This window comes from Pseudomonas sp. GM_Psu_1 (assembly GCF_026544185.1).
GTDB classification, from domain to species: domain Bacteria; phylum Pseudomonadota; class Gammaproteobacteria; order Pseudomonadales; family Pseudomonadaceae; genus Chryseomonas; species Chryseomonas oryzihabitans.
Genome location: NZ_JALNUX010000006.1, coordinates 270,960 through 288,551, shown reverse-complemented (window position 1 = coordinate 288,551; position 17,592 = coordinate 270,960). Strand labels below are relative to the sequence as shown.

Sequence of the window (17,592 nt, the reverse complement as noted above, 5' to 3'; positions counted from 1 at the left end):
CCGCACCTGACACCCGGGGCTGCTAACCGCGCCCCAGTACACCGATCACCAGGCGATCCAGCGAACCCCAGAGCCACTCGCGTGCGCGCCGCCACCAGGGCCGACTGCGCCAGAATTCCAGGGTGATCTCGCGACTCTGGGCGAAATCCTTGACGAAGCTGGCCGCCACCGCCTGACTCAGGCCGCGATCCACCGCCTCGACATTGGCCTCCAGGTTGAACCTCAGATTCCAGTGATCGAAATTGCAGGAGCCGACGCTGACCCAGTTGTCCACCAGGACCATCTTGGCGTGGATGAATCGCGGCTGGTATTCGTAGATGCGCACACCGGCGCGCAATAGGCTGCGGTAGTAGCGCTGCCCGGCGAAACGCACCGGTGGATTGTCGGTGTGCCGACCGGTGAGCAGCAGCCGCACGTCGGCGCCGCGACGCGCGGCCCGTCGCAAGGCCCAGCGCACGCGCCAGGTCGGGAGAAAATAGGGGGTAGCGAACCAGATACGCTCGCGGCCGCCCACCAGGGCGCGGATCAGCGCCTGCAGGATGTCGCGGTGCTGGCGGGCATCGGCGTAGGCGACCCGGCCCTGCCCTTCCTGGGCGGCAGGCGGCGGTGGCGGTCGCTCGCGACCCCGCCGCGGGCGTGGCTTCCAGGCGCGGCGGCGACCCACCGCTTCCCATTGCCGTTCGAACAGCGCCAGCCAGTCCTCCACCAGGGGTCCCTGGATGCGTACCATCACCTCGTGCCAGTTGCAGTCGCTCTTGGCCGGATCCCAGAAGTCATCGGTCGCGCCGCTGCCACCGACGAAGGCCTCCTCGCCGTCGATGATGAAGATCTTGCGATGGTCGCGGTGCAGGTTGTGCAAGCCGTGACCGAAGCGCACGGGGTTGAAGATGCGCAGCTCGGCGCCCGCCTCTTCCAGCTGGCGGCGCAAGCCGGCGTCCATGCGCAGGGTGCCGAAGCCATCGAACAGGCAACGCACCGCGACGCCGCGTCGGGCCGCTTCGGTCAGGGCCACGAGCAACTGCTCGGAGCAACTGCCGGCTTCCACCAGATAGAGTTCGACATCGATCCGGCGGCTGGCGCCAGCGATGGATTCGAGCATGGCCGGAAAGAACCGACTGCCGTCCACCAGCAATTCGAACCTGTTGTTTTCCCGCCATGGAAAGACGGCGCCCCGCATGCTTCCTACTCCGTGCCTGTGGCCATTGCATAAGAAGGCGCGGACGGGGGTTCGTTCAGTGGCAGGCGTGGTTTGGCTGGCCAGGGGAGCACCGCCGGCTCTGGCGCGGCGCCTGCTCGACGGCCTGCGCCGATGGACGGAGGGGCCTGCCCCTGGAACAGGCCGTCAGCGCGCCTAGAGCGTGGGCTCGGGGCGTCGGGCGGTCCAGTCCACCTGCTGGGGAAAGCGACCGGTCACCTCGGCGCTCAGCGGCCGGGAGACCAGGAAGCCCTGCATGATCTCGCAGCCGTGCTCGATCAGCCAGTCGCGCTGTTCCAGGGTCTCCACCCCTTCGGCGATGACCTCCAGATCCAGGTTGCGACCCAGTTCGAGGATGGTGCTGACGATGGCGGCGTCGCGGGAGGAATCCAGCATGTTGGCGATGAACAGCTGATCGATCTTGAGGGTGTCGAGTTCGAAGTGGCGCAGATAGGCCAGCGAGGAATAGCCGGTGCCGAAGTCGTCCACCGCGATGCGCACGCCGAGGGCGCGCAGTTGCGACAGCTGGGCGCGGGTGTAGTCGATGTCGTGCATCAGCGCCGACTCGGTCACCTCGATTTCCAGCTGCTCGGGTCGCAGCCCATGGGTCTCGATGATCTGGCGCAGGCTTTCCGCCAGTTGCGGCATGCCGAACTGCACCGGACTGAGGTTGATGCTCAGCAGCAATTCGTCGCCATAGATTTCCTGCAGGGACTGCAGCTTGGTCGCGCCTTCGCGGAAGATCCAGTCGCCGATGCGGTTGATCAGCCGGGTCTCTTCCAGCAGCGGGATGAAGACGCTCGGCGAGACCTTGCCGGCCACCGTGTGCTCCCAGCGCAGCAGCGCCTCGAAGCCGCGGAGACGGCCGTCGCGCAGATAGACCTGCGGCTGGTAGGCGAGCACGAAGTCCTTGTTGTCGATGGCGTTGCGCACGCTTTCTTCGAGCATCAACCGGGAACGGGCGCGGCCGTTCATGTCCGGCGAGAAGAAGCGGTATTGCTGGCGCCCGCCGCGCTTGGCCTCGTACATGGCGATGTCGGCGGATCTCAGCAGGCCGTCCACGGTATGGCCGCAGTCGGGATAGCTGGCGATGCCGATGCTGGCGCCCAGGCTGACTTCCATGCCGTCGATGCGATGCACCGTGGCCAGCAGCTCCAGCAGCTTCTCGGCCACGCGGGCAGCGTCCTCCGGATGCTCCAGGGAATCGAGCAGCGCGGTGAATTCGTCACCGCCCATGCGCGCCAGGATGTCGTAGGGCCGCATGCAGCTCTTGAGCTGCTCGGCGACGATGCACAGCACCCGATCCCCGGCTTCGTGACCGAGGGAATCGTTGATGCGCTTGAAGCCGTCGAGATCGATGTAGAGCACCGCCATGCGCTTGCCGTTGCGGCCGCTGCGCGCCAGCGCCGCTTCCAGCGTCTGGTTGAAGCCGCGGCGATTGAGCAGACCGGTCAGGGCATCGGTGACGGCCTGGGATTCCAGCTGGTCCTGCAGCTCGCGCATGCGCGACATGTCCAGGGCGATGATGACCATGGCCCGCTGCATGCGCGGCAGCGGCGCGCAGGACAGCGCCACCGGCAGGCTGTCGCCACGATTGGTGCGCAGGCGGGCATCGTGCAGGCGATAGGTCTCGCGGCGGTCGTAGTGCTCCATGAAGGGCGAGGTCTGCCAGTCGTCGAGACCGCTGCCGCCTTCGAGGAAGTCGAGGAAATTGGCGTGCACCAGGTCGCTGACGCTGCATCTCAGCATGCGGGCGATGGCGGCGTTGGCGAAGGTCACCCGCCCCTGTTCGTTGACGGTAAGGATGCCTTCGGCGGCATTGTCGAGCAGCGAATCGCTGAAGGACTTGGCCAGTTCCAGCTGCTGGGTGGCCTGCAGCAATTCGCGGCGATTGCGCTCGTGATCGAGCAGCGAGCGCACCTTGTGCCTGAGGATATTGGGATCGACCGGCTTGAGCAGATAGTCGACCGCGCCGGTGGCATAGCCCCGCAGGACCGATTCGTAGGAGTGGGCTTCGGCGGAGACGAAGATGATCGGGGTGAAGCGGGTGCGCAGGTTGCTGCGCATGATGCGCGCCACCTCGAAGCCGTCCATGATCGGCATCTGGACGTCGAGCAGCACCAGATCCACGGTTTCGTCCAGCAGGTATTGCAGGGCACGCTCACCCGAAGCGGCCGTGATCACCCGCCAGTTTCCGACCTCCAGTACCGCCTGCATGGCGAGCAGGTTCTCCAGGCGGTCGTCGACCACCAGCAACACCGGACCTTGCTCTGTCTGCGGCAACGGGCACTCCATCAAGCCTCTTCTCCCCGCGGCCTCTGCCGCCGTGCAGCAGCCATGCGCGGCTGGCTACCTCTTCCCGTCGTGACCGTTATGCGACGCGTCGCTCTCAACCCTACTAGGGTAGCAGCCGGACAGGGGTCTGCCGCCTGCCGATTGGCAGGCGGGACCCTTCGCGACGTCTATCAGAGCGCAAAATGAAAAAGCAGTTTCCGCCAGGCTGCCCGAAGGCGCGGAAACTGCCGGTCGCCGGCGACGAGCGGTCGCTACTGGGCGGGGGTGCCGGTGGCTCCGGGCAGGGGGCGCAGATTGACTTCGACGCGGCGATTCTGCGCGCGGCCATCGGCGGTGGCGTTGCTGGCGATGGGGGCATCGGGACCGGCGCCCCGGGTGCTCAGGCGCGCCGCGGGCACGCCCTGGGCAGTCAGGTAGCCGGCGACGTTCTGCGCCCGGCGCTGGGACAGCTCGACGTTGTGGGCACGACTGCCGGTGCTGTCGGTGTAGCCAACGATCTCGATGCTGTTCTGATCGAATTGCTTGAAGGAATTGGCCAGGTCGTTCAGCGGCTTGTAGAAGCTGTTGGCGATATCGGCCGAATCGGTGGCGAAGGTGATGTTGCCGGGCATGATCAGCTTGATGTCGTCGCCCTGGCGCTGCACCTCGACGCCGGTGTTTTCCATCTGCCGGCGCAACTCGGCTTCCTGGCGATCGGCGTAATAGCCGTAACCGGCGGCGGCCGCACCCACGGCGGCGGCGCCGATCAGCGCACCCTTGCCGCGGTGGTTGTGATCGATGGCGGCACCGGCGACGGCACCGGCCAGGGCACCCAGGCCGCCGTACTTGGCGGTCTTGGAGGTACCACCGCTGGCCTGACCCTGGTTTTCGTAGGGATTGGGAGATGCGCATCCGGCCAGGGTGGCCAGGGCCAGGCTGGCGAGAAGGATACGGGTGGGCAGCGCCATGTCTTTGCTCCTTGGAAATCCATTGCGGCGAATGGGGCCGCACCCGGCAATTCTAGCCGCGTGATCTGAATCGCAACTGAACGAAGCGGCGCTCGCGGACACTTATCGCGATAGTGAGCCTCTAAGTCCGCGATAGGCAGAATCGAAGATAGATAGCTTGCATATCGATTTTTCGCGATCTAAGGTTCGTTACAACCCAATATGACGATGCGACCGTGATGGACGAGATCCTCAAAGCCCTGGCCAATCCCCTGCGCCGCCAGATCCTCGGCTGGCTGCGCGATCCCCGGCAGTATTTCCCGCACCAGGAACACGACCTGGGTACGGGTGTCTGTGCCGGACAGATCGAAGCCCGTGCCGGACTCTCGCAGTCCACGGTCTCGGCGCACCTGGCGGTGTTGACCCGGGCTGGCCTGGTCACCACGCGGCGCATCGGCCAATGGGTGTTCTACCAACGCGACGAGGCCGCCATCCAGGCCTTTCTGCAACGTCTCGCCCGCGAACTCTAGTCTGCAAGGAATCCTGATGCCCGCTTCTCTCATCGTGCTGGCGCTGAGCGCTTTCGCCATCGGCACCACCGAATTCGTCATCATGGGGCTGCTGCCCAATGTCGCCGCCGATCTCGGCGTGTCCATTCCCAGCGCCGGCTGGCTGGTCACTGGCTATGCCCTGGGCGTGGCCGTCGGCGCGCCCTTCATGGCACTGGCCACCGCCCACTGGCCGCGCAAGCGCGCCCTGCTCGCCCTGATGGGCATCTTCATCGTCGGCAATCTGCTCTGCGCCGTGGCCAGCGGCTACAACATGCTGATGCTGGCGCGGGTGGTCACCGCCCTCTGCCATGGCGCCTTCTTCGGTATCGGCGCGGTCGTGGCGGCGAGCCTGGTCCCGGAAAATCGCCGCGCCTCGGCGGTGGCCCTGATGTTCACCGGCCTGACCCTGGCCAATGTGCTGGGCGTGCCCCTGGGTACCGCCCTCGGCCAGGCCGCCGGCTGGCGCTCGACCTTCTGGGCGGTGGTGGCGATCGGCGTGGTCGCCCTGATCGGTCTCTGGCGGGTGCTGCCGGCCGACCGCAACCAGCCGCGCGCCGACCTGCGCCGGGAATTGCTCGCCTTGCGCGGCCTGGGCTTCTGGCTGGCGCTGTCGATGACGGTGTTCTTCGCCGCCTCCATGTTCGCCCTCTTCACCTATGTGGCGCCGCTGCTGCAGGAGGTCACCGGCGTCTCGCCGCGTGGCGTCACCGGTACCCTGCTGCTGATCGGTCTGGGCCTGACCCTGGGCAACTTCATCGGCGGTCGCCTGGCCGACTGGCGCCTGGCCACCAGCCTGGTGGGCATCTTCGTCGCCCTGGCCCTGACCTCCGCCGCCCTGCGCTGGACCGGCCAGGCCTTCCTGCCCGCCGAGATCACCCTCTTCCTCTGGGCCGCGGCCGCCTTCGCCGCCGTGCCGGCCCTACAGATCAACGTGGTCACCTTCGGCAAGGACGCGCCGAATCTGGTCTCGACCCTCAACATCGGCGCCTTCAACGTGGGCAATGCCCTCGGCGCCTGGGTCGGTGGCCTGGTGATCGACCACGGCCTGGGTCTTACCGCGGTACCCCTCGCCGCCAGCGGGCTCGCCCTGCTGGCCCTTATCGCCACCCTGCTGACCGCCAGCCAGGCCCGCAAGAGCGGCCTGGCGATCGCCAGCTAATCAAGAGAGCTAGCCATGACTCAGCTGTTCGACCCGATCAAGATCGGCGCCCTGGAACTGCCCAACCGCGTCATCATGGCGCCCCTCACCCGCTGCCGTGCCGAACCGGGACGGGTCCCGGGCGACCTGATGGTCGAGTACTACGTGCAACGCGCATCCGCCGGCCTGATCATCACCGAGGCCACCTCGGTGGACCCCATGGGCGTGGGCTATCCCGACACCCCCGGCATCTGGTCCGACGAGCAGGTGGCCGGCTGGCAGCGCGTGACCACCGCCGTGCACAAGGCCGGTGGCCGCATCGTGCTGCAACTCTGGCACGTGGGCCGCATCTCCGATCCCAGCTACCTCGACGGCGAACTGCCGGTGGCACCGAGCGCCATCGCCGCCCAGGGCCACGTCAGCCTGCTGCGCCCCAAGCGTGACTATGTCACCCCGCGGGCGCTGGAAACCGCCGAGATCCCCGGCATCGTCGCCGCCTATCGGCATGGCGCCGAGAACGCCAAGCGCGCCGGCTTCGACGGCGTCGAGGTCCATGGGGCCAATGGCTATCTGCTCGACCAGTTCCTGCAGAGCGACACCAACCAGCGCACCGACAACTACGGCGGCTCCATCGAGAATCGCGCTCGGCTGCTGCTGGAAGTGACCGATGCCTGCATCGACGTCTGGGGCGCCGATCGCGTCGGCGTGCACCTGTCCACCCGTGGCGACATGCACACCATGGGCGACAACGACCCCGCCGCCACCTTTGGCCATGTCGCCCGCGAGCTGGGGCAGCGCCAGGTCGCCTTCATCTGCATCCGCGAAGCGGCCGGCAGCGACAGCCTCGGCCCGGACCTCAAGGCGGCCTTCGGTGGCGTCTACATCGCCAACGAGAAATTCGACAAGGCCAAGGCCAATGCCTGGCTGGACGAAGGCAAGGCCGATGCCGTGGCCTTTGGCGTGCCTTTCATCGCCAACCCGGACCTGCCGCAACGCCTGGAACAGGACGCCGCGCTGAACGAGCCGCACCCGGACACCTTCTACAGCAAGGGCCCGGTCGGCTACATCGACTATCCGCGGCTGTAGGTTTTTCCGTGGATAAAAAAGCCCGCCGGTTGGCGGGCTTTTTTTGTGCCGATATCGCGGCCATGGCGGTCCGCCGATGCGGCCGCTCCTACAGGTGTTCGGTGCCCCTGTAGGAGCGGTCGCTACGGCGCACCGGCATGGCCGCGATTGGATTACACCATTTGTCTCAAACGCCCCCAGGCCAGAACGCCCGGATCGCCGCCACGCCCTGGGCGCCGGCCTGCCAGGCGCTGTTGAGGTCGTCCTCGCCCAGCCCGCCCAGCAGATAGGCCGGCAGGTTGCAGTCGGCCAGCAGCTGCTGGGCCTTGACCCAGCCCAGGGTCGGGGCACCGGGATGGCTCGCGGTGGGCATCACTGGCGACAGGGTGACGAAGTCCACCCCCATCTGCTGGGCCAAGGCCAGTTCCTCGGCGTCATGGCAGGAAGCCGCCAGCAGCCGCTGCGCCGGAAAAGGCCGGCCATTGGGCGCATAGCGGCGCAACTGCTCGGCGGTCAGGTGCCAGCCAGCCGCGGGGAAATCGCCCAGCCACTCCAGCGGGCCCTTGAGCATCAACTGGGCGCGGCCGGTACAGAGGCCCTGGACATCGCCGGCCAGATCGCGGTACTGGGGATCGAAGTTGTCCGGCGTGCGCAGCTGGACCAGGCGGATGCCGCTGTCCAGCGCCCGGTGCAGGCCATTGAGCAATTCCGCGGTGGTCAGCTCGCCGGGGGTGATGAGGTAGCGCTCGGGCAGCCGCGCCGCCTGGACGATGGGCCGGTTGGCCGCCGGGAAGTCGTAGTCGGCCAGTTCGCGAGGCGAGACCCAGGCCAAGGGCTGGCCTTCGGCGCCATGGGCGTCACCGGTGAAGGCGTCCACCTGCCAGACATCCAGCAGCACCGCCTGGTCGGGATAGTCGTGGCGCACCTGCAGCAGCGGCCGCGCCCTTGTCACCTGGATGCCCAGTTCCTCGGCCAGTTCGCGGGCGAGGGCCACGGCCGGAGCCTCACCGGCCTCGACCTTGCCTCCGGGGAATTCCCAGAGACCACCCTGGTGCTTGTGCGCCGGGCGCTGGGCGATGAGGATCCGGCCCTGGGGGTCGCGGATCACCGCGGCGACGACATGCAGACGAGTCATGCGCTCTGCTCCTCGGTTTCGGCCTCCGCCAGCCAGCGCTGGAAGGCCGGCCAGGCGTAGATGGTTTCGACATAGGCGGCCGCCTCGGCCGACAGTTCCACCCCGTAGCTGCGGAAGCGACTGGCGACCGGGGCATAGAAGGCATCGGCGATGGTCGGCGTACCGAACAGATAGGGACCCTGCTGGCCGTAGCGTTCGCGGCATTCGCGCCACAGGCGCTGGATGCGCTGGATGTCTTCCACCGCCTCGGCGGTGGTCGACTTCAACCGCTGCCGGCGACGCAGATCCATGGGCAGTTCGCGGCGCAGGGCCAGGAAGCCGCTGTGCATCTCGGCGCACAGCGCCCGGGCATGGGCGCGGGCCAGGGTCTCGGCGGGCCACAGCCCGGCGTCGGGATAGGCCTCGGCGAGGTATTCGACGATGGCCAGGGAATCCCAGATGGTGCCCTCGGCCAGCTTGAGCACCGGCACCTTGCCGGTGGGCGACTGGGCCTTGAGCAAGGCGCGGCTGTTGGGCGCATAGAGCGGGATCGACACCTCTTCAAAGGCGGCGCCGCTGAGCTCCATGGCCAGCCAGGCCCGCAACGACCAGGAGGAGAAATTCTTGTTGCCGATCACGAGTTGCAGCTGGGACATGCGGGGATTCCTCGAAACGATGCGGCCCGCGAGGACCGCCGCAGGCGCCCGCCGGAGCGGACGCCAAGGCGTCGGGTAGCCGTCAGGTACGGTACTCGGCGTTGATCTTCACATAGTCGTGGGAGAGGTCGGTGGTCCAGATGGTCTCGCTGTGGCTGCCGCGACCCAGCTCGATGCGGATCTCGATCTCGGCCTGGGCCATGACCCGCGCGCCCTGCTCTTCCGTATAGGTGGCCGCGCGACCGCCCTGCTGGCAGATCTGCACGCCACCCAGGAAGACGTCGATCAGGCTGACGTCCAGCTGGGGCACGCCGGCCCGGCCGACGGCGGCGAGGATGCGCCCCCAGTTGGGATCGGAGGCGAACAGCGCGGTCTTGATCAGCGGCGAATGGGCCACGGCGTAGCCGACGTCCAGGCATTCCTGGGCATTGCCGCCACCATTGACCTGCACGGTGACGAACTTGGTGGCACCCTCGCCGTCACGCACGATGGCCTGGGCCAGTTCGGCGAACACCGCGAACACCGCCTCGCGCAGCTGCTCGAAGGCCGCGCCGCTGGGCTGGGTGATCTCCGCCATGGCCGCCTGACCGGTGGCCACCAGCATGCAGCAGTCGTTGGTGGAGGTGTCGCCGTCGATGGTGATGCGGTTGAAGGAGCGATTGGCGGCGTCGGCCAGCAGATCCTGCAAGAGACCGCGCGCGACCTTGGCGTCGGTGGCCACGTAGCCGAGCATGGTCGCCATGTTCGGCTTGATCATGCCGGCGCCCTTGCTGATGCCGGTCACGGTGACGGTGGTGCCGTCCACCTGGAACTGGCGGCTGGCGCCCTTGGGCAGGGTATCGGTGGTCATGATGCCGGTGGCGGCGGCGGCCCAGTTGTCCTCGGCCAGGTCGGCCAGGGCGGCCGGCAGCGCGGCTTCGATCTTTTCCACCGGCAGCGGTTCGCCGATCACGCCGGTGGAGAACGGCAGTACCGCCTCTTCGCCGACGCTGGCCAGGGTGGCCAGGGTCTTGGTGGTGCGTTCGGCCGCGGCCAGGCCGGGCTGTCCGGTGCCGGCGTTGGCATTGCCGGTGTTGGTCAACAGGTAACGCACGGGGCCGGCGAAGCGCTGACGGGCAATGATCACCGGGGCCGCGCAGAAGGCGTTCAGGGTAAAGACCCCGGCCACGCTGGAGCCTTCGGCACAGCGCATCACCACCACATCCTTGCGCCCGGGGCGCTTGATGCCGGCGGAGGCGATACCGAGTTCGAAACCGGGAACCGGGTGCAGCGTGGAGAGCGGACCGAGACCGACAGCCATGGGAAAACTCCAGTGAAAGAAAAGGAAACGCCGCGAGCGGAAAACCGGTCGCGGCGTGGAAAGCAGCCTTCCAGCGCCCGCCTCGCCCAGCCGGGGCAAGGGGCGCAAACAGCCTAGCGAGTGGAGTTTACAACCTGTCGGCGGCTATGCCGACAGGTTGCCGTCGCCTCGACTGCCTGGGCAGGCCCTCAATCGAGCTTGCCGTGGCACTGCTTGTACTTCTTGCCGGAACCACAGGGGCACGGCTCGTTGCGACCGATCTTCTGGTCATTGCGCTGGGGCTGCAGGGGCACCACGGTGTCTTCGCCCTGCTCGTCCTCGAGCACCTCGGGGTCGACCAGCGACGGCGCCTCGGCATGCTGGAACTGCATGCGCTCGGCCATGGCCTCGGCCTCGCGGCGCATGCGCTCCTCTTCCTCGGCCGGATCCTCGCGACGCACCTGGACATGGGACAGGACGCGGATGGTGTCGCGCTTGATGCTGTCCAGCAGCTCCTGGAACAGGGTGAAGGACTCGCGCTTGTATTCCTGCTTGGGGTTCTTCTGGGCGTAGCCGCGCAGATGGATACCGTGGCGCAGGTGGTCCATGGTGGTGAGGTGGTCCTTCCAGAGGTCGTCGACCACCCGCAGCAGCATCTGCTTCTCGAAGTTGCGCAGGGCCTCACGACCGGCGAGGTCTTCCTTTTCCATGTAGGCGGCTTCGAGCTGCTCGAGGATCTTCACCCGCAGGGTGTCCTCGTACAGCTTGTCGTCTTCGTCCAGCCACTGGCCGATGGGCAGTTGCAGACCGAAGACGCTGTACAGCTCGGCTTCCAGGCCGGGGATGTCCCACTGCTCGGGCAGCGATTGCGGCGGGATGTGCTCGTTGATCACCTGGGTCAGGGTTTCCTCGCGGAAGCCCTTGATGGTGTCGCCGACGTCTTCGTTGGCCAGCAGGGTGTCGCGCATGTGATAGATCACCTTGCGCTGCTCGTTGGCCACGTCATCGTATTCCAGCAACTGCTTGCGGATGTCGAAGTTGCGGCCTTCGACCTTGCGCTGCGCCTTTTCGATGGCGTTGGTGACCATGCGGTGCTCGATGGCCTCGCCGCCCTGCATGCCCAGGGCCTTCATGAAGTTCTTCACCCGGTCGGAGGCGAAGATGCGCATCAGGCTGTCTTCCAGCGACAGGTAGAAGCGGCTGGAACCCGGGTCGCCCTGGCGCCCGGCACGGCCGCGCAGCTGGTTGTCGATCCGGCGGGATTCGTGGCGCTCGGAGGCGATCACGTGCAGGCCGCCGGCGTCGATGACCTGCTTGTGGCGCGCCTGCCAGGCGGCCTTGATCGCGGCGATCTGCTCCTCGGAAGGATTCTCCAGGGCCGCGACTTCCACTTCCCAGTTGCCGCCGAGCAGGATGTCGGTACCGCGACCGGCCATGTTGGTGGCGATGGTCACGGCGCCCGGACGCCCGGCCTGGGCGATGATCTCGGCTTCGCGTTCGTGGTACTTGGCGTTGAGCACCTTGTGCTCGATGCCGGCCTGGGTCAGCAGCTGGTCGACGTACTCGGAGCTCTCGATGGAGGCGGTACCCACCAGCACCGGGCGGCCTTCGGCCTGGCACTGCTTCACGTCCTCGATGATGGCCTGGTACTTCTCGGCCTGGGTCAGGTAGACCAGGTCGTTGAAGTCCTTACGGGCGATCTCGCGGTGGGTCGGGATGACCAGCACGTCGAGGTTGTAGATCTGGCGGAATTCGAAGGCCTCGGTGTCGGCGGTGCCGGTCATGCCACCGAGCTTGTTGTAGAGGCGGAAGTAGTTCTGGAAGGTGGTCGAGGCCAGGGTCTGGCTCTCGGGCTGGATCGGCAGTCCTTCCTTGGCCTCGATGGCCTGGTGCAGGCCTTCGGAAAGGCGGCGACCCGGCATGGTCCGGCCGGTGTGCTCGTCGATCAGCAGCACCTGGTCCTGCTGGACGATGTACTCGACGTTGCGATGGAACAGGGTGTGGGCGCGCAGACCGGCGAACACGTGGGTCAGCAGGCCCAGGTTGTGCGCCGAGTAGAGGCTCTCGCCCTCGGCCAGCAGCCCGGCCTCGGTGAGCATCTCCTCAATGTACTGGTGACCCAGCTCGGTGATCTCCACCTGGCGGGTCTTTTCATCGATGGTGTAGTGGCCGACCTGGGTCGGATTGCCTTCCTCTTCCTCGATGTGCTGCTGCAGACGCGGGATCAGCTGGTTGATCTTCTGATAGAGCTCGGAGCTGTCTTCGGCCTGGCCGGAGATGATCAGTGGGGTCCGGGCTTCGTCGATGAGGATGGAGTCCACCTCGTCGACCACCGCGAAGTTCAGCTCGCGCTGGTACTTCTCGGCCATGCTGAAGGCCATGTTGTCGCGCAGGTAGTCGAAGCCGAATTCGTTGTTGGTGCCGTAGGTGATGTCCGAGGCGTAGGCGGCGCGTTTCTCTTCCGGCGGCTGGAACGGCAGGATGATGCCCACCGACAGGCCGAGGAATTCGTACAGCGGCCGCATCCAGTTGGCGTCGCGGCGGGCCAGGTAGTCGTTCACCGTGACCACGTGGACGCCCTTGCCGGACAGCGCATTGAGGTAGACCGGCAGGGTACCCACCAGGGTCTTGCCCTCACCGGTGCGCATCTCGGCGATCTTGCCTTCGTGCAGCGCCGCGCCACCGATCAGCTGGACGTCGAAATGGCGCATGCCCATGACGCGCTTGCCGGCCTCGCGGACCACGGCGAAGGCTTCCGGCATCAGGGCATCGAGGGACTCGCCCCTGGCCACGCGCTGCTTGAATTCCTCGGTCTTGGCGCGCAGTTGCTCGTCGCTCAAGGAGGCAATCTGGGATTCCAACGCATTGGTGGCCACCACGACCTTGCCTAGGCGTTTGACATCTCGTTCGTTCTTGCTTCCAAAGAATTTCTTCAACAAAGGCGCAAACATATCGACTGGAATTCTTCCGCTGGAATGAGGGGAGCGAAACGGGCGGCAAGGCCTCTGCAGAGCCTGGCCAGACGCCTGGGCGCGGGGGTTGAGACCCGCGGTGTCCCGCGATGGTAATCGGGCATTCTACTCGGAAATGCCGATGAGGAAAGAACGACGGGCCCCCAGCCGCCAGGACGCCAGAGCGATCTGTTACCATCGGCGTCTTCTCTTCGCCCATCGCGAGTCCTGCGCATGGCCTTTCGCCCTCTCTCCGCCGTCGCTCCCGCTGCCCTGCTGCGCCAGGCCAAACCGCTCAAGTCGCTGTTTCGCGAAGCCGAGCGACTGGGGCGCCTGCAACAGTTGCTGGAAGAACAGCTGCAACCGGCTGCCCGCCCCCACTGCCGGGTGGCCAGCTGGCGCGAGGGCACCCTGCTGCTGGTGGTCAACGATGCCCACTGGGCGACGCGGCTGCGCTATCAGCAGCGCCGCCTGCTCAGACTGCTGCAGCAGGCGCCGGAATTCGCCGGCCTGATGCGCCTGCAATTCAAGATGCAGCCGAGTCCCGGCGTCGCCACCCGGGTCCGACCGGTGCGCCAGGTCAGTCAGGTGGGCGCCGACAGCCTGCGCGACGTGGCCGCCGGCATCCGCGACCCCAAGCTCAAGGCGGCCCTGGAACGCCTGGCCAGTCGCGCCGCGCCCAAGGCGCCTGCCGCGGACGACAACGCCTAGGGCCAGCCCACCAACAGCCGTCCAGCGATGCCGGCCAGACTGCCCATGACGACCAGGGCGATACGCCGCGCCCAGCGGCGCGCGCGTGTCTCCCGGTGCGGCAACAGGTGATCGATCAGCAAGGCGCCCAGCAGGATCAGGCCACCGGTGGCCAGGGCTTGCCATAGCAGGAGCATGCAGAGCGTCCTCGGTGAGGGATATTTCGTTCGGTGGCGCTACGCCTCGTCCGGCGTCATCGACCGGGTTGCCGCCACCCCATTGGCGCCGACACCGCGCTCAGGCATGGCCGGACACCCGGATCGCTGCAGCCCGTATCGAAGGCGCCTTGGGATTCTGCGCCCCGCGGCGCTATCCGTCCTGATTTTGTTGCTAACGATCCAGCCCGTCTCAGGTGCGTGCCACCGCCCGCTCGAAGGCGGCGCGGATGCGCTCCTCCGGCAGGTCCATGCCGATCAGCACCACGCGACTCTCGCGCTCCTCGTCGGCCAGCCAGTCACGCTCCCAGTCGGCGGCATAGATCTGCTGCACGCCTTGGAACAGCAGGCGGCGCTCCTCGCCGGCGATATTGAGCAGCCCCTTGTAGCGCAGCAGGTCGCAGCCGAGGGTGTCGAGCAGCATCTCCATGACCTTGCCGATCTTGTCCTGATCGTAGGGGCGCGACTCGCGGATGGCGATGGACTGGATGCGCTCGGTGAGGCTGACGGCTTCCGACACCGGGCGCAGCGGGCGAAACAGCGTGGGCGGCGCCAGGTCTTCGTCGTGCAGGTTGAAACCGCGGATGTCCAGCAATTCGGCCAGCTCGATGCGGCCATGATCGACATGGCGGATGGGCGCACGGCGATTGATGCGCTGCAGGCGATTCTCCAGCGCCTCGACGGCGGCCGGCTCGGCCATATCGAGCTTGGTCAGTAGCAGGCGATCGGCGAAACCGATCTGCGCCTGCAGCAGCGGATCGCTCAGTTGCTCGCTGGCGTGGACGGCGTCCACCAGGGTCAGTACCCCGTCGAGCAGATAGCGCTCGCGCAGCAGGTCGTCGGTAAAGAAGGTCTGGGCCACCGGACCGGGATCGGCGAGACCGGTGCATTCCACCACCAGGCGCTCGAAATCCAGTTCGCCGCTGTCCAGCCGCTCCAGCAGCACGGTCAGGGCATAGGCCAGGTCCTTGCTGCCGGTGCAGCAGACGCAGCCGTTGGCGACCTTCATCAGTTGTACGGCGCCAGCGTCTTCCAGCAATTCGCCGTCGACGTCGAGGGCGCTGAATTCGTTTTCGATCACGGCGATCCTGAGGCCGTGCTCGGCCTGCAGGATGTGCTTGAGCAAGGTGGTCTTGCCGGCGCCGAGAAAGCCGGTCAGGACGGTGACGGGGATGGGTTCGTGCATGGCAACTCCAGACAGAAAGAGGCCGGGCTCGAGGCCCGGCCTGGAGGAGACCCTGGGTCAGCAGCAGCGTATGGCGCCGGACTTGCCGCCACCGTAACGCGCTTCCTGGCGCTCGCGGAAGAAGGCTTCGTAGCTCATCACCGGCTGGTCCGGGTGCTTGCCGCGCATGTGCTCGACATAGGTGTCGTAGTCGGGCATGCCCACCAGCATCTTGGCGGCCTGCCCCAGATACTTACCCATGCGACCCAGGTCATTGAACATAGGGATTCTCCTTTAAACGCCCGCGGCCGGCTGGAACGGGGTCTCGCGATCGCTGCGCTCGGGCTTGGCCAGGGCGGCGCGACCGACCTTGATGGAAAAGAACAGGATGCTCATCACCACCACCAGGAACAGCACCGAGAGGGTGGCGTTGGTGTAGGCGTTGAAGACGATGTGCTGCATCTGCTCCATGCTCTTGGCCGGGGCGATCACCTGGCCCTGGGCCATGGCAGTGCTGTACTTCTTGGCCAGGGCCAGGAAGCCGACCGCCGGATTGGAATCGAACAGCTTGATCAGGCTGGCGGTGGTGGTGCAGATCAGCAGCCACACCGCCGGCACCAGGGTCACCCAGACATAGCGCTGGCGCTTCATCTTGATCAGCACCACCGAGCCCAGCATCAGGGCGATACCGGCGAGCATCTGGTTGGAGATGCCGAACAACGGCCAGAGGGTGTTGATGCCGCCCAGCGGATCGACCACGCCCTGGTACAGCAGCCAGCCCCAGAGGGCGACGCAACCGGCGGTGCCGATGACGTTGGCGGTCCAGGAGTCGGTGCGCTTCAGCGCCGGTACGAAGCTGCCCAGCAGGTCCTGCAGCATGAAGCGTCCGGCGCGGGTGCCGGCGTCCACCGCGGTGAGGATGAACAGCGCCTCGAACAGGATGGCGAAGTGGTACCAGAAGGCCATGGTGTTCTCGCCCGGCAGCACGTTGTGCATGATCTGGGCGATGCCCACCGCCAGGGTCGGCGCACCACCGGCACGGGCCAGGATGGTGTGCTCGCCGATCTCGGCGGCGGTGGCCTGCAGCATCTCGGGCGTCACCACGAAGCCCCAGGTGCTGATCTTGGCGGCCACCGACACCACGTCGGCGCCGACCACGGCGGCCGGGCTGTTCATGGCGAAGTAGACGCCCGGCTCGATCACCGAGGCGGCGACCATGGCCATGATGGCGACAAAGGACTCCATCAGCATGGCGCCGTAGCCGATGTAGCGGGCATGGGTTTCCTTGGCGATCAGCTTGGGGGTGGTGCCCGAGCTGATCAGGGCATGGAAGCCGGACACCGCGCCGCAGGCGATGGTGATGAACAGGAAGGGGAACAGGGTACCCTTCCACACCGGACCGGTGCCGTCGACGAACTGGGTCAGGGCCGGCATCTTCAGCATCGGCATGGTCACCAGGATGCCGATGGCCAGGGCGATGATGGTGCCGATCTTGAGGAAGGTGGACAGGTAGTCACGCGGGGCCAGCACCAGCCAGACCGGCAGCACGGCGGCGACGAAGCCGTAGCCGATCAGCATCCAGGTGATCTGCACGCCGGTGAAGGTGAAGGCCGGGCCCCAGACCGGATCGGCGGCGACCAGGCCACCCACCCAGATGGAGGCCAGCAGCAGCACCACGCCGATCAGCGAGATCTCGCCGATGCGCCCGGGGCGGATGTATCTCATGTAGACGCCCATGAACATGGCGATCGGCAGGGTGGCGATCACGGTGAACATGCCCCAGGGACTCTCGGCCAGGGCCTTGACCACGATCAGCGCCAGCACCGCGAGGATGATGATCATGATCAGGAAGCAGCCGAACAGGGCGATGGTGCCGGGGATGCGCCCCATTTCCTCGCGCACCATGTCGCCCAGGGAGCGGCCGTTGCGGCGGGTGGAGAGGAACAGGATCATGAAGTCCTGCACCGCGCCGGCAAAGACCACCCCGGCGATCAGCCAGAGGGTGCCGGGCAGATAGCCCATCTGGGCGGCGAGCACCGGGCCTACCAGCGGACCGGCGCCGGCGATGGCGGCGAAGTGGTGGCCGAAGAGGATGTGCTTGTTGGTGGGGACGTAGTCCAGGCCGTCGTTGTTGAGCACGGCGGGCGTGGCTCTTTTGGCGTCCAGGCCCATCACCTTGGTGGCGATGAACAGGCTGTAGTAGCGGTAGGCAACGAGGTAGATCGCCACGGCGGCGACCACGATCCAGAGGGCGTTGATCGCTTCGCCTCGACTCAGCGCCACGGTACCCAGCGCGAAGGCGCCCAGTACGGCAACGGCGAACCAGGCAAGATGGCTGGCCATTCGGGTCAT

At 66.7% G+C, this 17,592-nt stretch carries 15 protein-coding genes; 4 read left to right on the top strand and 11 right to left on the bottom strand.

Going from position 1 to position 17,592, the window contains the following annotated elements:
* Positions 1–22: 22 nt before the first annotated feature.
* The 3 genes from OXS31_RS13040 to OXS31_RS13030 all read right to left on the bottom strand — a co-directional run bounded on the left by OXS31_RS13040 (position 23) and on the right by OXS31_RS13030 (position 4,437).
* Positions 23–1,177 carry a phosphatidylserine/phosphatidylglycerophosphate/cardiolipin synthase family protein gene (locus OXS31_RS13040; RefSeq protein WP_267399396.1) on the bottom strand — a complete coding sequence of 385 codons (1,155 nt, stop codon included), beginning with the start codon at positions 1,175–1,177 and terminating at the stop codon, positions 23–25.
* A gap of 174 nt (positions 1,178–1,351) precedes the next feature.
* Positions 1,352–3,490 carry an EAL domain-containing protein gene (locus OXS31_RS13035; protein WP_169853363.1) on the bottom strand — a complete coding sequence of 713 codons (2,139 nt, stop codon included), beginning with the start codon at positions 3,488–3,490 and terminating at the stop codon, positions 1,352–1,354.
* A 251-nt stretch (positions 3,491–3,741) separates the two neighbouring features.
* Positions 3,742–4,437 (bottom strand): OmpA family protein, encoded by a 696-nt coding sequence (locus tag OXS31_RS13030; RefSeq protein ID WP_007161866.1) that lies wholly within the window; start codon positions 4,435–4,437, stop codon positions 3,742–3,744.
* Positions 4,438–4,655: 218 nt separating this feature from the next.
* Between OXS31_RS13030 and OXS31_RS13025 the strand changes: the two genes are divergently transcribed.
* Genes OXS31_RS13025 through OXS31_RS13015 form a run of 3 tightly spaced genes read left to right on the top strand, consistent with a single transcriptional unit; the run spans position 4,656 to position 7,191 of the window.
* The gene (locus OXS31_RS13025) at positions 4,656–4,946 is read left to right on the top strand and encodes a metalloregulator ArsR/SmtB family transcription factor (protein WP_007161865.1); all 291 of its coding nucleotides are present in this window, start codon (positions 4,656–4,658) and stop codon (positions 4,944–4,946) included.
* Positions 4,947–4,962: 16 nt separating this feature from the next.
* Positions 4,963–6,126 carry an MFS transporter gene (locus tag OXS31_RS13020; protein WP_267399395.1) on the top strand — a complete coding sequence of 388 codons (1,164 nt, stop codon included), beginning with the start codon at positions 4,963–4,965 and terminating at the stop codon, positions 6,124–6,126.
* Positions 6,127–6,141: 15 nt separating this feature from the next.
* The gene (locus OXS31_RS13015; protein ID WP_007161863.1) at positions 6,142–7,191 is read left to right on the top strand and encodes an alkene reductase; all 1,050 of its coding nucleotides are present in this window, start codon (positions 6,142–6,144) and stop codon (positions 7,189–7,191) included.
* A gap of 166 nt (positions 7,192–7,357) precedes the next feature.
* On the opposite strand, the gene OXS31_RS13010 is transcribed toward OXS31_RS13015, so the two are convergent.
* From OXS31_RS13010 to secA, 4 genes are all read right to left on the bottom strand, one after another.
* On the bottom strand, positions 7,358–8,305 hold the full coding sequence (locus tag OXS31_RS13010) for a Nudix family hydrolase (RefSeq protein WP_267399394.1): 948 nt from the start codon (positions 8,303–8,305) through the stop codon (positions 7,358–7,360).
* Positions 8,302–8,940, bottom strand: coding sequence for a glutathione S-transferase family protein (locus tag OXS31_RS13005; protein WP_027598473.1), 639 nt, complete (start codon positions 8,938–8,940; stop codon positions 8,302–8,304). Before OXS31_RS13005 ends, OXS31_RS13010 begins: the two co-directional genes overlap by 4 nt.
* 82 nt (positions 8,941–9,022) lie before the next feature.
* Positions 9,023–10,240 (bottom strand): bifunctional glutamate N-acetyltransferase/amino-acid acetyltransferase ArgJ, encoded by a 1,218-nt coding sequence (gene argJ / locus OXS31_RS13000; protein WP_027602979.1) that lies wholly within the window; start codon positions 10,238–10,240, stop codon positions 9,023–9,025.
* A gap of 188 nt (positions 10,241–10,428) precedes the next feature.
* Positions 10,429–13,170 (bottom strand): preprotein translocase subunit SecA, encoded by a 2,742-nt coding sequence (secA, locus tag OXS31_RS12995; protein WP_267399393.1) that lies wholly within the window; start codon positions 13,168–13,170, stop codon positions 10,429–10,431.
* Between the two features lie 234 nt (positions 13,171–13,404).
* Between secA and OXS31_RS12990 the strand changes: the two genes are divergently transcribed.
* Positions 13,405–13,881, top strand: coding sequence for a DciA family protein (locus OXS31_RS12990; protein WP_044341909.1), 477 nt, complete (start codon positions 13,405–13,407; stop codon positions 13,879–13,881).
* On the opposite strand, the gene OXS31_RS12985 is transcribed toward OXS31_RS12990, so the two are convergent.
* From OXS31_RS12985 to OXS31_RS12970, 4 genes are all read right to left on the bottom strand, one after another.
* Positions 13,878–14,057 carry a hypothetical protein gene (locus OXS31_RS12985; protein ID WP_042136758.1) on the bottom strand — a complete coding sequence of 60 codons (180 nt, stop codon included), beginning with the start codon at positions 14,055–14,057 and terminating at the stop codon, positions 13,878–13,880. The genes OXS31_RS12990 and OXS31_RS12985 overlap by 4 nt on opposite strands.
* Positions 14,058–14,268: 211 nt before the next feature.
* Positions 14,269–15,261, bottom strand: a complete 993-nt coding sequence (gene yjiA / locus OXS31_RS12980; RefSeq protein ID WP_267399391.1) for a GTPase — start codon at positions 15,259–15,261, stop codon at positions 14,269–14,271.
* A 57-nt stretch (positions 15,262–15,318) separates the two neighbouring features.
* Positions 15,319–15,522: a YbdD/YjiX family protein gene (locus OXS31_RS12975; RefSeq protein WP_007162682.1), complete on the bottom strand. Its 204-nt coding sequence runs from the start codon at positions 15,520–15,522 to the stop codon at positions 15,319–15,321.
* A 12-nt stretch (positions 15,523–15,534) separates the two neighbouring features.
* Positions 15,535–17,592: a carbon starvation CstA family protein gene (locus tag OXS31_RS12970; protein WP_027602975.1), complete on the bottom strand. Its 2,058-nt coding sequence runs from the start codon at positions 17,590–17,592 to the stop codon at positions 15,535–15,537.

Coding starts and splice junctions, on each gene's coding strand:
- OXS31_RS13040 (WP_267399396.1), bottom strand. CDS start 1,177: ATGCGGGGCGCCGTCTTTCCATGGCGGGAAAACAACAGGTTCGAATTG.
- OXS31_RS13035 (WP_169853363.1), bottom strand. CDS start 3,490: ATGGAGTGCCCGTTGCCGCAGACAGAGCAAGGTCCGGTGTTGCTGGTG.
- OXS31_RS13030 (WP_007161866.1), bottom strand. CDS start 4,437: ATGGCGCTGCCCACCCGTATCCTTCTCGCCAGCCTGGCCCTGGCCACC.
- OXS31_RS13025 (WP_007161865.1), top strand. CDS start 4,656: ATGGACGAGATCCTCAAAGCCCTGGCCAATCCCCTGCGCCGCCAGATC.
- OXS31_RS13020 (WP_267399395.1), top strand. CDS start 4,963: ATGCCCGCTTCTCTCATCGTGCTGGCGCTGAGCGCTTTCGCCATCGGC.
- OXS31_RS13015 (WP_007161863.1), top strand. CDS start 6,142: ATGACTCAGCTGTTCGACCCGATCAAGATCGGCGCCCTGGAACTGCCC.
- OXS31_RS13010 (WP_267399394.1), bottom strand. CDS start 8,305: ATGACTCGTCTGCATGTCGTCGCCGCGGTGATCCGCGACCCCCAGGGC.
- OXS31_RS13005 (WP_027598473.1), bottom strand. CDS start 8,940: ATGTCCCAGCTGCAACTCGTGATCGGCAACAAGAATTTCTCCTCCTGG.
- argJ (WP_027602979.1), bottom strand. CDS start 10,240: ATGGCTGTCGGTCTCGGTCCGCTCTCCACGCTGCACCCGGTTCCCGGT.
- secA (WP_267399393.1), bottom strand. CDS start 13,170: ATGTTTGCGCCTTTGTTGAAGAAATTCTTTGGAAGCAAGAACGAACGA.
- OXS31_RS12990 (WP_044341909.1), top strand. CDS start 13,405: ATGGCCTTTCGCCCTCTCTCCGCCGTCGCTCCCGCTGCCCTGCTGCGC.
- OXS31_RS12985 (WP_042136758.1), bottom strand. CDS start 14,057: ATGCTCCTGCTATGGCAAGCCCTGGCCACCGGTGGCCTGATCCTGCTG.
- yjiA (WP_267399391.1), bottom strand. CDS start 15,261: ATGCACGAACCCATCCCCGTCACCGTCCTGACCGGCTTTCTCGGCGCC.
- OXS31_RS12975 (WP_007162682.1), bottom strand. CDS start 15,522: ATGTTCAATGACCTGGGTCGCATGGGTAAGTATCTGGGGCAGGCCGCC.
- OXS31_RS12970 (WP_027602975.1), bottom strand. CDS start 17,592: ATGACCCGAATGGCCAGCCATCTTGCCTGGTTCGCCGTTGCCGTACTG.